Here is a 16,814-nt window from a genome sequence, read left to right as displayed (position 1 = left end):
CCAAAAGTGGCCCCGGTTTTGGGACGGAGACATGCATAAAAACAAAGACTTAAAGCGCGTCGACTGAATCCGTTTCAACGCGACGCGCTTTGGGCCCGCCCCCTCCCGGATATCGGAAGCTCGGATGTGAAGCGGGCGCCGGATTGACCCGGCGCCCGCTATCACATCCTGCGGCCTTTAACGTCAGACGAAGTGGAAGTCGTCCGCCGGATTATAACCAACCACTGTCCGCCCGGTGCCGTCGTCGGCTACGGTGAAGCTGTCTGCATCGTAAGCGCCGACAATGTGGAGCGTGGCATCATGGGTGCCGTCCGAAACGGTCAACGTTCCCCCACTTCCATCCTGGTTTGCCTGATAGACAGCGGATGTTCCGGTGCCGTACCAGATATCTCCGAGGTCTACTTTGTCATCATTGGTGATGCCGGCGATGCTGCCGCTGAAATCGAATGAATCGTCCAGCCGCAATGTGCCAGCCGCATCCGCCCCGAAGATGACGTCTGCGGAAGAGGCGGCGTGAAACTCCAGCTGCGACATGTTTCCGATGATGGCATCGCCGTCGCCGGTGACCTGACCACCGATCGTGACGTCGCCGCCATGGGCCCAGATCAGTCCGGAATTGGCGACGGCACTGTTGATTGTCAGGCCACCCGACCCTGTCGCCTCCAGCGTTCCCGAGTTGACGATGGTGCTGCTGCCGGTGTCGACAACCAGCGCATGGGTGCCGGTGGCGATGATCGTGCCCTGATTGTTCAGACCCAGCAAACCGCCGCCGAGTTGGCCGGCGCCGGAGATGGTGTTGTCGACATTGGTCAGGGTGACGTCGGCAGCCGTCCCGGAGATCACGTTCGCATCGCTGTCGGACAGGACGATCTGTCCACCACCTTGCAGCGTGATGCCGTGCTGGATCAGCTGCAGCAGGGTGTCGTTGCCGGCCGAGTCGAGCGACATAAGGCCGGTATTGTTGATCGTGCCGCTCAGCGGCAGCAATGCGCCGTCGCCGATCGTCATGGTCCCGGCATTGTTGACCACCGGCGTCTGGTCGAAGACAAAATTGCTTCCGGTGAGCGCACTCGAGTGCACGCCGTCGAGCGTGATCGACTGGCCATCCGCAAGCGTGATCATCGCATTGCCGTTACCATCTTCGGCCATATGCGCCTGGACGTCGGCGAAGCTCGCGAAACCGGAATAGCCGATGAGATCGATATGGTCCGCGGCCGTGTCGAAGCTGTGCACCGTGTCATTGCCAATCGGCTGCGAGAAGACGAACAGGTCGTTGCCGTGCGAGCCGGTGAGCACGTCGTCGCCGGACCAGGCAAAGATCGGCGAGCCCGGTGCGTAGGCTTCGACATTGTCGGCGACGAACTTGGTTCCGATCGTGCCGTCTGCGTTCGTCCAGGTCATCGAGACCTCGAGCAGAGCCGCCCCGGCGAAATCGGCCGGCGTGGTGACCGTCAGCGATTGCACATCGTTGCTCTGAACCGTCCAGGTACCGTCGCCATTATCGGTGCCCCCGCTGATGCTCCAGCCCACAGGGACGCCGGAGACGACGACCACGATGGCATTGGCGAGATCCCCCGAAGGGTTCGTTAGAGCCAGATTGATCGGCTCTCCGGCAACGCCGGCGGGCTTGACGTGGGTGTTGGTGATCAATGTGGCAAGATTGGCCACTGTGACGCCGGAGAGATCGACAAGGATGTCGTTCGCCGGATTCGGGGTGGCACCAACCTGTTCGTAAACATAGGTGTGGGCCGTTCCGTTTATCGTCGCGGTGAACGCCACCGTCGCACCCGCAGCGCCGATATCGTTGTTTTGCAAATACTGAACTGCAGCGGCGACTCGCGACGTGTCGGTGGCACTCAGATTTAGCGCTGCATTGAAGCCGTCTGCATCGTCAAAGGTGATGATGCCGTTCGAAATCGTGTGCGACTTTATCGTTTGACCGCCAATGGTCAGCGTAGAATCGGTTCCATTGACGTTCGCGCCCGTCGCGGCTGCCGGTGTACCTTGCAAATCGAGGAAATCCGCGGCCGCGGCAAAATCGGTAACCACGTCGTACCCTGTGATCGTACCGGCATTGCCGCTACCTCCAACAGTCGCCAGCGATTGTCCGGAATTGACGATGAAGGTGTCCGCACCTCCACCGCCCGTTACGGTGTCGGCGCCGCCGCCACCCGTAATGGTGTCGTCTCCGGTGCCTCCGCCGCCGTTGATCGTGTCATTGCCGGATCCGCCGGTCAGGGTGTCATTACCGCCGTTTCCGGAACTGCCGGTGATATTGAAGGCCCCGGTCGTGACTGCGCTTGCGTTGACGACAAGGTCTCCGTTTCCTGTAATACCCGATCCGTCAATCGTCAGCGTCCCGTTGTTCTGGAAGGTGGACGCGAAGATGAACGTGTCGGTATGATTTCCGCTGTTGGAATCGAGCAACACGAGCGATTCGAAGTTGGTGAGCAGCGTAGTACTTCCCGTGCCATCCCCAAATGTATGAGTCCCGAGGCTCCCGTCGGATATGGTCAACGTATCGTTGCCTGTACCGCCGGTTATCTTGTCTCCATTGTTCAGAGTGGCATCTGTTCCGTTTACGTTGTTCGTGCCGCTCGCGTAGAAGATGACATCGGTCGGACTAGTCGTCAGCGTACCCGGGTTGGGGCTCTCCTCATTGATTGTAACGGTGTCGCTATCGCTCAATCCACCCAGATCCGTCGTCGTGATCGTCAAAGTATCGGCGCCGACGAAAGTATCAGTTGGATTGTAGAGAAGACCATTCAAGGCGTTATTGATGTTCGTCACGGTGCCGGAGAAGGTCATGGTGGTGTCGGTCGTACCGTCGCCCGTGGTGAACGAGATGCCAGTGGTACCCGATAGCGTCAGCGTCCCGTGTGCGACCGACAGCGTCACCGTCTCGGTACCAGCGCCTACGTCAACGTCGGAGATCGAGATGAGTTTGGCGCCGTTGAATGTCACGTTGGTATTTTGCGCCACCTCCTGCGCACCAGGCACCGTATTCACCGGCGCGTCGTTGGCGTCGTTGATGGTGATGACGAGCTGTGCCGTGTCGGTGAGGTTGCCCGGATCCTTGACCGTGTAGGTGAAGGTGTCGGTCAGCGTGCCGCCGGCATTGAGCGCCTGGACGGTGGCATTGCTGTTGTTGACGGCATAGCTGTAGCTGCCGTCGGCGTTGAGCGTCAGCGTGCCGTACTGGCCTGCCAGCCCGGTGCCGACCGTGCCGCTGGTGCCCGAGCCGGCCTCGGTGCCGGTGCGGATCGCCGAAACCACCAGCGAGGCGGTGGCGTTGTCGATGTCGCTGTCGGCTCCCGGCCCGGTGGTAACAACGTTGCCGGTCGCATTGCTGCCCGCGGTCCCGTTGGCGGTGCCGCCCGCCTCGGTGGCCGAGCCGGTGTCGTTGGCCGCCACCGGTGCATCGTTGACCGGCGTGACGCTGATGGTGACGCTATGCGAGACGCTGCTGTCCGTGCCGTCGCTAGAAACGACGTTCACCGTCCGAGCTGCTGTCGTCGGCGCGTCGCTGGTGTTGTTGTAGACGATGCCGTCGAGGATCGTCTGGTAGGTGGCCTGTGAAGCCGAGCCGGTGATCGACATAATGCCGGTGCTTGCGGTGTAGAGCACCGTCAGTCCGGCCGTAGCCGCCGTGGCGCTGGCGTTCAGCGACAGGGATTCGACCGTATTCCCATCGGGCCGCGCCGTCAGCGTCGCCGTCAGGGACGTCAGGTTCGCCGAGTCGACGTCCGTCACCGTCGCCAAAGGCGCGATAACCAGCGGCGTCTGCTCCGTGAACGAGGCCGTCGCGTCATTGCCGGCGCCCACGCCGTTCAGATCAATGATCGGCGCATCGTTGGTGCCGGTGATGGCGAAGTTCACCGCGGTGCTGGCGGTGCCGGTGCTGCCGTCCTTGACATAGACAGTGAAGTTGTCACTGACGCTGGCGCCTTGGGCCAATCCATTGGTGTCGGTGTCGGCGTTGTCGAGAGCGTAGCTCACCACGCCCGTGCCGGTGGTCAGTGTGGCGGTGCCGTAAGTGCCGGTCTTGGTGTAGGTCACCCCGCCATTGCCGGTCGCCCAGCCGTTGGTGGTCAGTGCCGTGCCGTCGTAGACAGCCGCGTCGCCTGCGTCCACATCGCCCTTGGCCAGCGCGATGCTGGCCGAAGCAGTGCCTGGCGTGCCAACAGCGGCTTCCACCAGCTGTACGCTCTGTGCGCCAGCCGTGATGGTCGGCGCGTCGTTGGTGCCGGTTACCGTGATCTGCAGCGTCGTAGTGTTCGACACCGCATTGAATGGATCCTTGTCGGTGTAGGTGAACGTGTCTACCGCTGTGACCCCGGCGGCGAGGCTGTTGGCGGTGTCCGCCACGTAGCTGTACGAGCCGTCGGCATTCAGCGTCAGGTGACCGTAAGTGCCGGCGAGCGAGCTGCCGACTCCCACGCCCTGCGTTACGGCGCCGGCGCCCGCGACCACACCGGACACCACCAGCGTGTTGTTGGCATTGTCGACGTCGGCGTCGGCCACCGATCCACTCGTGGTGCCCCTGATCACGCCATTCGCGGCAGACACAGTAAGGGTCGCATCTTCCAGCACCGCTCCGGTGTCGGCATTGGCAATGGGCGCGTCGTTGGTGCCGGTGATGGTGATGGTGACGGTTTCGGTCGCCGTCGCGCCCTTGTCGTCGGTCACCGTGGCGGTGAACGACTGGGTGTCGCTGGCGCCCTCGGCCAGATGGTCGGCCGCGTCCTGATCCAGCGTGAAGGTCCAGTTGCCGGCCGCGTCGATGGCGAATGCGCCATAGGTGCCCGTCGCCGAGCCGCTCCAGGTCGCCGTCGCGCCGTCGTCGACATCGGTCGACGCCAGCGTCCCGCTGGCCGACGGATCGCCGGCGACAACCGCGCCGTTGTCCAGATTGCCGGCCTCGACCACGGTGTCGGTATTGCCGCCGGCAACGACGACCGGTGCATCGTTGGTGCCGGTGATGGTCACCGAAACCGTGCGATCCACGGTGCCGCCGTTGCCATCGTCGAGGGTGATGGTGAAGGTCTCGACCTTGGTCTGGTCCTTGGCGAGGTACTCCACGTCGCTATCGGCGACGCTGTAGTTCCAGGTGATCACGCCACCCAGGCCGGAGCCGGTGGTGTCGGTGGTGACGCTGGCGGTGAGGGCGCCGAGCGCGCCGGCCGAGGCCGTGATCGTTGGGCTGATGCTGTGGGCGTCGGTGAGGTCGACGTCGGTGAAGGCAATGGTGCCGGTGTCGGTGAGGTTGCCGACCGGGGCGACCAGCTCGGTGACCGCGCCGGTGACGTCGGTTGCGGCGACGACCGGTGCATCGTTGGTGCCGGTGATGGTCACCGAAACCGTGCGATCCACGGTGCCGCCGTTGCCATCGTCGAGGGTGATGGTGAAGGTCTCGACCTTGGTCTGGTCCTTGGCGAGGTACTCCACGTCGCTATCGGCGACGCTGTAGTTCCAGGTGATCACGCCACCCAGGCCGGAGCCGGTGGTGTCGGTGGTGACGCTGGCGGTGAGGGCGCCGAGCGCGCCGGCCGAGGCCGTGATCGTTGGGCTGATGCTGTGGGCGTCGGTGAGGTCGACGTCGGTGAAGGCAATGGTGCCGGTGTCGGTGAGGTTGCCGACCGGGGCGACCAGCTCGGTGACCGCGCCGGTGACGTCGGTTGCGGCGACGACCGGTGCATCGTTGGTGCCGGTGATGGTCACCGAAACCGTGCGATCCACGGTGCCGCCGTTGCCATCGTCGAGGGTGATGGTGAAGGTCTCGACCTTGGTCTGGTCCTTGGCGAGGTACTCCACGTCGCTATCGGCGACGCTGTAGTTCCAGGTGATCACGCCACCCAGGCCGGAGCCGGTGGTGTCGGTGGTGACGCTGGCGGTGAGGGCGCCGAGCGCGCCGGCCGAGGCCGTGATCGTTGGGCTGATGCTGTGGGCGTCGGTGAGGTCGACGTCGGTGAAGGCAATGGTGCCGGTGTCGGTGAGGTTGCCGACCGGGGCGACCAGCTCGGTGACCGCGCCGGTGACGTCGGTTGCGGCGACGACCGGTGCATCGTTGGTGCCGGTGATGGTCACCGAAACCGTGCGATCCACGGTGCCGCCGTTGCCATCGTCGAGGGTGATGGTGAAGGTCTCGACCTTGGTCTGGTCCTTGGCGAGGTACTCCACGTCGCTATCGGCGACGCTGTAGTTCCAGGTGATCACGCCACCCAGGCCGGAGCCGGTGGTGTCGGTGGTGACGCTGGCGGTGAGGGCGCCGAGCGCGCCGGCCGAGGCCGTGATCGTTGGGCTGATGCTGTGGGCGTCGGTGAGGTCGACGTCGGTGAAGGCAATGGTGCCGGTGTCGGTGAGGTTGCCGACCGGGGCGACCAGCTCGGTGACCGCGCCGGTGACGTCGGTTGCGGCGACGACCGGTGCATCGTTGGTGCCGGTGATGGTCACCGAAACCGTGCGATCCACGGTGCCGCCGTTGCCATCGTCGAGGGTGATGGTGAAGGTCTCGACCTTGGTCTGGTCCTTGGCGAGGTACTCCACGTCGCTATCGGCGACGCTGTAGTTCCAGGTGATCACGCCACCCAGGCCGGAGCCGGTGGTGTCGGTGGTGACGCTGGCGGTGAGGGCGCCGAGCGCGCCGGCCGAGGCCGTGATCGTTGGGCTGATGCTGTGGGCGTCGGTGAGGTCGACGTCGGTGAAGGCAATGGTGCCGGTGTCGGTGAGGTTGCCGACCGGGGCGACCAGCTCGGTGACCGCGCCGGTGACGTCGGTTGCGGCGACGACCGGTGCATCGTTGGTGCCGGTGATGGTCACCGAAACCGTGCGATCCACGGTGCCGCCGTTGCCATCGTCGAGGGTGATGGTGAAGGTCTCGACCTTGGTCTGGTCCTTGGCGAGGTACTCCACGTCGCTATCGGCGACGCTGTAGTTCCAGGTGATCACGCCACCCAGGCCGGAGCCGGTGGTGTCGGTGGTGACGCTGGCGGTGAGGGCGCCGAGCGCGCCGGCCGAGGCCGTGATCGTTGGGCTGATGCTGTGGGCGTCGGTGAGGTCGACGTCGGTGAAGGCAATGGTGCCGGTGTCGGTGAGGTTGCCGACCGGGGCGACCAGCTCGGTGACCGCGCCGGTGACGTCGGTTGCGGCGACGACCGGTGCATCGTTGGTGCCGGTGATGGTCACCGAAACCGTGCGATCCACGGTGCCGCCGTTGCCATCGTCGAGGGTGATGGTGAAGGTCTCGACCTTGGTCTGGTCCTTGGCGAGGTACTCCACGTCGCTATCGGCGACGCTGTAGTTCCAGGTGATCACGCCACCCAGGCCGGAGCCGGTGGTGTCGGTGGTGACGCTGGCGGTGAGGGCGCCGAGCGCGCCGGCCGAGGCCGTGATCGTTGGGCTGATGCTGTGGGCGTCGGTGAGGTCGACGTCGGTGAAGGCAATGGTGCCGGTGTCGGTGAGGTTGCCGACCGGGGCGACCAGCTCGGTGACCGCGCCGGTGACGTCGGTTGCGGCGACGACCGGTGCATCGTTGGTGCCGGTGATGGTCACCGAAACCGTGCGATCCACGGTGCCGCCGTTGCCATCGTCGAGGGTGATGGTGAAGGTCTCGACCTTGGTCTGGTCCTTGGCGAGGTACTCCACGTCGCTATCGGCGACGCTGTAGTTCCAGGTGATCACGCCACCCAGGCCGGAGCCGGTGGTGTCGGTGGTGACGCTGGCGGTGAGGGCGCCGAGCGCGCCGGCCGAGGCCGTGATCGTTGGGCTGATGCTGTGGGCGTCGGTGAGGTCGACGTCGGTGAAGGCAATGGTGCCGGTGTCGGTGAGGTTGCCGACCGGGGCGACCAGCTCGGTGACCGCGCCGGTGACGTCGGTTGCGGCGACGACCGGTGCATCGTTGGTGCCGGTGATGGTCACCGAAACCGTGCGATCCACGGTGCCGCCGTTGCCATCGTCGAGGGTGATGGTGAAGGTCTCGACCTTGGTCTGGTCCTTGGCGAGGTACTCCACGTCGCTATCGGCGACGCTGTAGTTCCAGGTGATCACGCCACCCAGGCCGGAGCCGGTGGTGTCGGTGGTGACGCTGGCGGTGAGGGCGCCGAGCGCGCCGGCCGAGGCCGTGATCGTTGGGCTGATGCTGTGGGCGTCGGTGAGGTCGACGTCGGTGAAGGCAATGGTGCCGGTGTCGGTGAGGTTGCCGACCGGGGCGACCAGCTCGGTGACCGCGCCGGTGACGTCGGTTGCGGCGACGACCGGTGCATCGTTGGTGCCGGTGATGGTCACCGAAACCGTGCGATCCACGGTGCCGCCGTTGCCATCGTCGAGGGTGATGGTGAAGGTCTCGACCTTGGTCTGGTCCTTGGCGAGGTACTCCACGTCGCTATCGGCGACGCTGTAGTTCCAGGTGATCACGCCACCCAGGCCGGAGCCGGTGGTGTCGGTGGTGACGCTGGCGGTGAGGGCGCCGAGCGCGCCGGCCGAGGCCGTGATCGTTGGGCTGATGCTGTGGGCGTCGGTGAGGTCGACGTCGGTGAAGGCAATGGTGCCGGTGTCGGTGAGGTTGCCGACCGGGGCGACCAGCTCGGTGACCGCGCCGGTGACGTCGGTTGCGGCGACGACCGGTGCATCGTTGGTGCCGGTGATGGTCACCGAAACCGTGCGATCCACGGTGCCGCCGTTGCCATCGTCGAGGGTGATGGTGAAGGTCTCGACCTTGGTCTGGTCCTTGGCGAGGTACTCCACGTCGCTATCGGCGACGCTGTAGTTCCAGGTGATCACGCCACCCAGGCCGGAGCCGGTGGTGTCGGTGGTGACGCTGGCGGTGAGGGCGCCGAGCGCGCCGGCCGAGGCCGTGATCGTTGGGCTGATGCTGTGGGCGTCGGTGAGGTCGACGTCGGTGAAGGCAATGGTGCCGGTGTCGGTGAGGTTGCCGACCGGGGCGACCAGCTCGGTGACCGCGCCGGTGACGTCGGTTGCGGCGACGACCGGTGCATCGTTGGTGCCGGTGATGGTCACCGAAACCGTGCGATCCACGGTGCCGCCGTTGCCATCGTCGAGGGTGATGGTGAAGGTCTCGACCTTGGTCTGGTCCTTGGCGAGGTACTCCACGTCGCTATCGGCGACGCTGTAGTTCCAGGTGATCACGCCACCCAGGCCGGAGCCGGTGGTGTCGGTGGTGACGCTGGCGGTGAGGGCGCCGAGCGCGCCGGCCGAGGCCGTGATCGTTGGGCTGATGCTGTGGGCGTCGGTGAGGTCGACGTCGGTGAAGGCAATGGTGCCGGTGTCGGTGAGGTTGCCGACCGGGGCGACCAGCTCGGTGACCGCGCCGGTGACGTCGGTTGCGGCGACGACCGGTGCATCGTTGGTGCCGGTGATGGTCACCGAAACCGTGCGATCCACGGTGCCGCCGTTGCCATCGTCGAGGGTGATGGTGAAGGTCTCGACCTTGGTCTGGTCCTTGGCGAGGTACTCCACGTCGCTATCGGCGACGCTGTAGTTCCAGGTGATCACGCCACCCAGGCCGGAGCCGGTGGTGTCGGTGGTGACGCTGGCGGTGAGGGCGCCGAGCGCGCCGGCCGAGGCCGTGATCGTTGGGCTGATGCTGTGGGCGTCGGTGAGGTCGACGTCGGTGAAGGCAATGGTGCCGGTGTCGGTGAGGTTGCCGACCGGGGCGACCAGCTCGGTGACCGCGCCGGTGACGTCGGTTGCGGCGACGACCGGTGCATCGTTGGTGCCGGTGATGGTCACCGAAACCGTGCGATCCACGGTGCCGCCGTTGCCATCGTCGAGGGTGATGGTGAAGGTCTCGACCTTGGTCTGGTCCTTGGCGAGGTACTCCACGTCGCTATCGGCGACGCTGTAGTTCCAGGTGATCACGCCACCCAGGCCGGAGCCGGTGGTGTCGGTGGTGACGCTGGCGGTGAGGGCGCCGAGCGCGCCGGCCGAGGCCGTGATCGTTGGGCTGATGCTGTGGGCGTCGGTGAGGTCGACGTCGGTGAAGGCAATGGTGCCGGTGTCGGTGAGGTTGCCGACCGGGGCGACCAGCTCGGTGACCGCGCCGGTGACGTCGGTTGCGGCGACGACCGGTGCATCGTTGGTGCCGGTGATGGTCACCGAAACCGTGCGATCCACGGTGCCGCCGTTGCCATCGTCGAGGGTGATGGTGAAGGTCTCGACCTTGGTCTGGTCCTTGGCGAGGTACTCCACGTCGCTATCGGCGACGCTGTAGTTCCAGGTGATCACGCCACCCAGGCCGGAGCCGGTGGTGTCGGTGGTGACGCTGGCGGTGAGGGCGCCGAGCGCGCCGGCCGAGGCCGTGATCGTTGGGCTGATGCTGTGGGCGTCGGTGAGGTCGACGTCGGTGAAGGCAATGGTGCCGGTGTCGGTGAGGTTGCCGACCGGGGCGACCAGCTCGGTGACCGCGCCGGTGACGTCGGTTGCGGCGACGACCGGTGCATCGTTGGTGCCGGTGATGGTCACCGAAACCGTGCGATCCACGGTGCCGCCGTTGCCATCGTCGAGGGTGATGGTGAAGGTCTCGACCTTGGTCTGGTCCTTGGCGAGGTACTCCACGTCGCTATCGGCGACGCTGTAGTTCCAGGTGATCACGCCACCCAGGCCGGAGCCGGTGGTGTCGGTGGTGACGCTGGCGGTGAGGGCGCCGAGCGCGCCGGCCGAGGCCGTGATCGTTGGGCTGATGCTGTGGGCGTCGGTGAGGTCGACGTCGGTGAAGGCAATGGTGCCGGTGTCGGTGAGGTTGCCGACCGGGGCGACCAGCTCGGTGACCGCGCCGGTGACGTCGGTTGCGGCGACGACCGGTGCATCGTTGGTGCCGGTGATGGTCACCGAAACCGTGCGATCCACGGTGCCGCCGTTGCCATCGTCGAGGGTGATGGTGAAGGTCTCGACCTTGGTCTGGTCCTTGGCGAGGTACTCCACGTCGCTATCGGCGACGCTGTAGTTCCAGGTGATCACGCCACCCAGGCCGGAGCCGGTGGTGTCGGTGGTGACGCTGGCGGTGAGGGCGCCGAGCGCGCCGGCCGAGGCCGTGATCGTTGGGCTGATGCTGTGGGCGTCGGTGAGGTCGACGTCGGTGAAGGCAATGGTGCCGGTGTCGGTGAGGTTGCCGACCGGGGCGACCAGCTCGGTGACCGCGCCGGTGACGTCGGTTGCGGCGACGACCGGTGCATCGTTGGTGCCGGTGATGGTCACCGAAACCGTGCGATCCACGGTGCCGCCGTTGCCATCGTCGAGGGTGATGGTGAAGGTCTCGACCTTGGTCTGGTCCTTGGCGAGGTACTCCACGTCGCTATCGGCGACGCTGTAGTTCCAGGTGATCACGCCACCCAGGCCGGAGCCGGTGGTGTCGGTGGTGACGCTGGCGGTGAGGGCGCCGAGCGCGCCGGCCGAGGCCGTGATCGTTGGGCTGATGCTGTGGGCGTCGGTGAGGTCGACGTCGGTGAAGGCAATGGTGCCGGTGTCGGTGAGGTTGCCGACCGGGGCGACCAGCTCGGTGACCGCGCCGGTGACGTCGGTTGCGGCGACGACCGGTGCATCGTTGGTGCCGGTGATGGTGACGGCTACGACCTGCGTTGCCGTCGCGCCGTGGCCGTCGTTGACCGTTACGGTGTAATGCTCGACCACGCTCTGGCCGGCGGCGAGGTACTGCGAAGCCCCGTTGTTGAGGGCGTAGTGCCACTGCACGGAGCCGTTGGCGGCGTTCGCGGCTTCACTGACTGGGTCGAGCGAGAAGGTGCCAAGCGCGGTTTCGCCGGCGGTCGGAGCAAACGAAGCGGTATGGCCGTCACTGAGGTCGACGTCGCTGAACGTGATCGTGCCGGCGGCGTTGAGCGAGTCGGTCGGCGAAGGCGTCGTGTCGGCATCTTCGACGACCGCGCCATTCTGTGCGCCGCTGGTGATCGAGACGATGTCGTTGGTGCCGGTGATGGTGACGGCTACGACCTGCGTTGCCGTCGAGCCGTGGCCGTCGTTGACCGTTACGGTGTAATGCTCGACCACGCTCTGGCCGGCGGCGAGGTACTGCGAAGCCCCGTTGTTGAGGGCGTAGTGCCACTGCACGGAGCCGTTGGCGGCGTTCGCGGCTTCACTGACTGGGTCGAGCGAGAAGGTGCCAAGCGCGGTTTCGCCGGCGGTCGGAGCAAACGAAGCGGTATGGCCGTCACTGAGGTCGACGTCGCTGAACGTGATCGTGCCGGCGGCGTTGAGCGAGTCGGTCGGCGAAGGCGTCGTGTCGGCATCTTCGACGACCGCGCCATTCTGTGCGCCGCTGGTGATCGAGACGATGTCGTTGGTGCCGGTGACGGTGACGGTCAGCTGCGCGGTATCCGTAAGCCCGTGAGGGTCACGGACGGTGTATGTAAACACCTCAGTGACTGTGACCCCGTCCGCGAGCGAGTTGGTGTCCACATCGCTGTTGTTGAGCGTGTAGGTATAAGTTCCGTTCGCATTCAAGGTCAGTGAGCCATAGGTGCCCACTAATGCAGATCCGACCGTGCCGGCACTTCCTGATCCGGATTCCGTACCTGTCCGGACCGCCGACACGACCAGCGACGCCTGACCGTCGTCGGAATCCGTGTCGTTAGCCAGCACATTACCTGCCGCCGTGGAATCGCCCGAAAACGGTGTATTCCCCGGCCCAACGCCAGCCTCTCGCACGAGATCGGCTCCATTGGTATCGTTGAAGCCGACGGGCGAAGTCGGATCGAGACCGACTGAAACCTGCTCGATCGCGGAGACCTTGAGATTGATCGAAGTGAATGTAAATTCTGCTTGACCTGCCTGGCCCGTATTCGAGTTCGAGTTTGCGGCAATAAACGCACGAAACTGAGCAATTTCACCGTTAAACGCCGCCATGAACGACGCATTGGCGAGTTGCTCATTGCTTAGATAGATAACGAGCGTATCGATCTCGGCAGTGCCTTTCGCAGCATTGCCGTTGCCGCCGTCGTAGACGTCGTAGCCGGAAAAGACTGTTTGTCCGGCCGTTATCCCAGTGCCGTAGAATTGGCTGCCAATCTTGTACTGATTTTCCCACGCTCGATAGATAAGTATGTCCGCCCCCGATCCGCCCAGGACCGTATCGAAACCACTGCCTCCATCGAGCGTATCGGCGCCTGACCCGCCATTCAGGCGATCGCTTCCAGCGCCCCCCAAAAGCACGTCGTCTCCGCTACCGCCGACTAGATTGTCGTTGCTGCTTGTGCCAATGGTCGTTGCCATACCCCGTCCCCCTATTTCGCTAGTTGTTCTTGTCGGTCGAGAATTGCCGACGGCGACCTGCCGCTTGCGGCGGGTCGCTCAAAAATTGCAAACCTATGCGGGCAAGTTCGCCTTCGCCAACAAACGGCCTGATCCTGGGCGAGAGCGCCAGGACCAAACGAGTTCGCATTCAGGCCAATGAGACTTGTCCCGACGCCAAACGCCCACGCTCGCGAGGCCGCCGGATGCCTGATGTCGGCGATATCTTCGTTATCGGCGACCGAGGATTTTTTCGCATCTGTCGAGGCAGAAAACTCATCATCGATAGGGCAATGTTCGATTGCGGCTAGATTGTTGTCCAACACATCGATGGAAACAACGGCCAGGGGCGTGGAAATGAGGATGGTCGCATTTTCGGCAAAGCCGCAGGCCCCGTCTCCGGTCGGCGGTGTATTTGAAAACGATGTCGCAACTGCGTTGGCATCTGTGCTTTGACACGAAGCCATTTAAACCCCACCCCTTTTTCACTCTTGCGCCAGCACAAAAACAGATGCCCCATCATCTATTTGAATGCCGTATCCGGCGGCTATCTGCTCTCCATTTAAACCTGTTGAACCATCAACATGCTGGTTTTGACCAACGTCTATTGTCAGCGCACAATCCACGGGAGGCGCAGGCGTCGTCGCAATCCCGCGATCAGCCATGCATCAACATGGCCGTCCACAAACGGGTCTTGTCTCAACGATGGCAGCTGCGGCGAGTTTTCCTGGCCGCGCTGCGTTCCCCTTTAGCCCCTATGGCGTCGCCCATTCCCTGATTGCCAGTCAGGTCTTTCTTAGGTGACGCTTATATTAGCACATTCTTAACGCTAATGAAGAGTAAGCGTCAACATCCAAAAGGAGGTACAGTTAATAGCCAAAAGCAGCAGGGGAGCGGCTCTCGCGCGGGAAAGTGGCAGTACGATCGTGAAGGACCCCCACTAGCTAGGAACGCTCGTCGGACAGCGGCAGACGGGATCGCACCGCGTTGTCGTCAGACTTGCATGCTCGTCGCCTTACCTTCATCGTCTAGTGGTACTTGCCGGTGCACTATGTCGTTGAAGTTCAGCTCCCTGCGTCCGTTTTCTAACGGATGCCGTGGTATCGGAAGCGAGATCATTGTGCACCAGGATTGTCGTGCTATTTCGCTTCGAGACTAATTCTCCATTCAGATGGCGGCCATCAGCGAATATCAATATTCGGTGGTCTTCGATATGGTCGGCCATTGGTGGCGGGACGATACGGAACAATACGAGAAGACTTTTGATTTGGCCCACGAAAAAGTCAATTAAATCAAAGTTCTTGTTACACCCTCCGGGCCCCATAACCATTGATTTTGCAACTAAAAAATGTTTGGTTCGGGATGCCTGCCTGCCGACCTGCTCGCGAATGGACTATCCGAGAGGGATATTTCGCCGCGCGTTTGGCGTAGCCGTAGTCGCCTCCCTGGTTGGAGCGGTGACGGTACTTTTTCGAGACGGCTTGGGCGCCGTCGAAGACCGCGAAGTGCAAAAAATCGCCCGATTGGTTCCAATAGCTGGTGAAACTTCAAAATATTTTTTGCGGCGATTCTCCCTTTATAATCAGAAGCGTAACTTTTTGACGGTTTTGATGTCGGCATTTGCGCGGCGCTGAAAAATATTTAACAGTGATTTCAATTGGTTATATGCTGTTTGAACCAATGAGTGGGAATGATTCAGGCCTAGGCAATTGCCCGCCGAAACCAGGTCGATGTTCGCCGTAACCGTCTGAAAACAAAAATAGATCATTCCAAGGACAGTCAGCAACTATCGGGGGGCAGAGATTGGCGGTGGCGGAGCGCTTGACGGGCCTCCGGCATATTGCCAGCTCCGAATTTTCAAAGTACCCGTCACCAACAGCGAGGCTAATGACCGTACTTTTTTCCTTAAAGCATTGAAAGTAGAAGAGATTTCCTGCCAGGAGGCCTCAAAATTGTACTGACGGTACTTTTCGGAAGGTACTAGGCATGTTGCTGGATGCCGCCCTTAAGGCACTGAAACCAAAAGAGAAAATCTTCAAAATTGCGGACCGTGACGGCATGTATGTTCGCGTCTTGCCAAGTGGCGCGATCTCGTTTCGGCTCGATTACAGGCTCAACGGACGCCGCGAGACGGTCTATCTAGGCAGGTATGGACGGGACGGAATCTCACTTGCCCTAGCCCGGGAGAAGTGTATCCGTGGGCTTGTTGTCTGAGCATATGGACCCTCTTGGGTAATACAAATTGAAAATTGCGCCCTCATGTTTCAAAACAGGTCGGTAGACCCGGGAGGATGGTTTTGCGCACGGTCCTCAAGGCGAGAATTGTAAAAGACGTTCAACAATGACCCAGCACGTACAAAACGCTCGAATTCTCATGTACAGCCACGACACGTTCGGGCTCGGCCACTTGCAGCGCTGCCGGACGATCGCGCATTCGCTGGTCGAGGATTTCCGCGGACTTCAGGTGCTCATCATTTCGGGTGCGACTATCGCTGGCGCCTTCGACTACCGCGCCCGTGTCGACTTCGTGAAGATCCCCAGCGTCATCAAGTTGCGCAACGGCGAATATACCTCGCTGGAAAAGGATATCGATCTGCATGAGACGCTAAGGATGCGCCAGTCGATCATCCGCCACACAGCCGAGACTTTCCGGCCCGATATCTTCATCGTCGACAAGGAACCGCTCGGCCTGCGCGGTGAGATCGAGGACACGCTGTCCTACCTCAAGACGCGGGGCACCACGCTCGTGCTTGGCCTGCGCGAGGTGATGGACGCGCCGCATCTGCTCGAAGCAGAGTGGGCACGCAGGGATGTGATGCGCAAGATTGGTCTGTTCTACGACAAGGTCTGGGTCTATGGTCCGCCTGATTTCTACGATCCGTTGACAGGCTTGGATGTGCCGCCGGCTGTCAGGGCAAAGATGAAGTTTGTCGGATTCCTGCAACGGAGCCTGCAGAAGAACGAGTTACCCGGCCACCGCCCCGAGGGCGACTATATCCTCGTTACCACCGGTGGCGGCGGTGACGGCGCCGAACTGATCCACGACGTCATCGATGCCTATCAGCAGGATCCACAATTGCAGCATAGGGCGCTGATCGTGCTTGGGCCTTACATGCCGGCGCGTAAGCGCAACAAGCTGGTCAAGAAGGGGGCCAAGATCCCCTATATCAAGATCATCGAGTTCGACAACCGCATGGAAGAGCTGATTGCCGGCGCCAAGGCGGTAGTGGCGATGGGCGGTTACAACACCTATTGCGAGATACTGTCTTTCGACAAGCCGGCGCTGATCGTGCCGCGCGTCAAGCCCCGCGAGGAACAACTGATCCGAGCACGTCGCGCAGCCGAACTCGGCCTCATCGAGATGCTTTTGCCGGAAGAAGCCGAGGATTCCCAGCGGTTTGCCGATGCACTGGAGGTGCTGCCGGACCGGCCCCGCCCATCGCAGAGCAATCCGCATCTGACGCTGGAAGGGCTGCCTCATATTTCCGAAATCGTCGCGGAACTGCTCGAGCGGCGGGCCGGCCATCACCTTTCGGTCATTGAAGGCATGAACTGAG

The 16,814-nt window shown here is 62.9% G+C and carries 4 protein-coding genes and 1 pseudogene; 3 read left to right on the top strand and 2 right to left on the bottom strand.

The features are described 5' to 3' along the window. Nucleotides 1-183: 183 nt before the first annotated feature. Both ACFSOZ_RS02070 and ACFSOZ_RS02065 read right to left on the bottom strand, forming a co-directional pair. On the bottom strand, nt 184-13,239 hold the full coding sequence (locus ACFSOZ_RS02070) for a VCBS domain-containing protein (protein WP_379092994.1): 13,056 nt from the start codon (nt 13,237-13,239) through the stop codon (nt 184-186). A 503-nt stretch (nt 13,240-13,742) separates the two neighbouring features. Continuing rightward, nucleotides 13,743-13,922 (bottom strand): hypothetical protein, encoded by a 180-nt coding sequence (locus tag ACFSOZ_RS02065; protein ID WP_379092991.1) that lies wholly within the window; start codon nt 13,920-13,922, stop codon nt 13,743-13,745. Between the two features lie 723 nt (nt 13,923-14,645). Here ACFSOZ_RS02065 and ACFSOZ_RS02060 point away from each other — a divergent pair. The 3 genes and pseudogenes from ACFSOZ_RS02060 to ACFSOZ_RS02050 all read left to right on the top strand — a co-directional run bounded on the left by ACFSOZ_RS02060 (nt 14,646) and on the right by ACFSOZ_RS02050 (nt 16,813). Further along, complete coding sequence (locus ACFSOZ_RS02060) at nt 14,646-14,891, top strand: hypothetical protein (protein ID WP_379092988.1); 246 nt, start codon at nt 14,646-14,648, stop codon at nt 14,889-14,891. Between the two features lie 352 nt (nt 14,892-15,243). Continuing rightward, nucleotides 15,244-15,453 (top strand): annotated as a pseudogene (locus ACFSOZ_RS02055) (Arm DNA-binding domain-containing protein); the annotation flags it as partial. Between the two features lie 145 nt (nt 15,454-15,598). Continuing rightward, entirely contained in the window at nt 15,599-16,813 is a 1,215-nt protein-coding gene (locus ACFSOZ_RS02050; RefSeq protein WP_379092985.1) for a glycosyltransferase family protein, read from the top strand. Nucleotide 16,814: the final 1 nt, after the last annotated feature.

It is taken from the genome of Mesorhizobium newzealandense (assembly GCF_042682145.1).
GTDB lineage: Bacteria > Pseudomonadota > Alphaproteobacteria > Rhizobiales > Rhizobiaceae > Mesorhizobium > Mesorhizobium newzealandense.
This window is presented reverse-complemented; position numbering and strand designations above follow the sequence as displayed.

Excerpts from the sequence above, each read along its gene's own strand:
- ACFSOZ_RS02070 (WP_379092994.1), bottom strand. The coding sequence starts at position 13,239 with ATGGCAACGACCATTGGCACAAGCAGCAACGACAATCTAGTCGGCGGT.
- ACFSOZ_RS02065 (WP_379092991.1), bottom strand. The coding sequence starts at position 13,922 with ATGGCTGATCGCGGGATTGCGACGACGCCTGCGCCTCCCGTGGATTGT.
- ACFSOZ_RS02060 (WP_379092988.1), top strand. The coding sequence starts at position 14,646 with ATGGACTATCCGAGAGGGATATTTCGCCGCGCGTTTGGCGTAGCCGTA.
- ACFSOZ_RS02050 (WP_379092985.1), top strand. The coding sequence starts at position 15,599 with ATGACCCAGCACGTACAAAACGCTCGAATTCTCATGTACAGCCACGAC.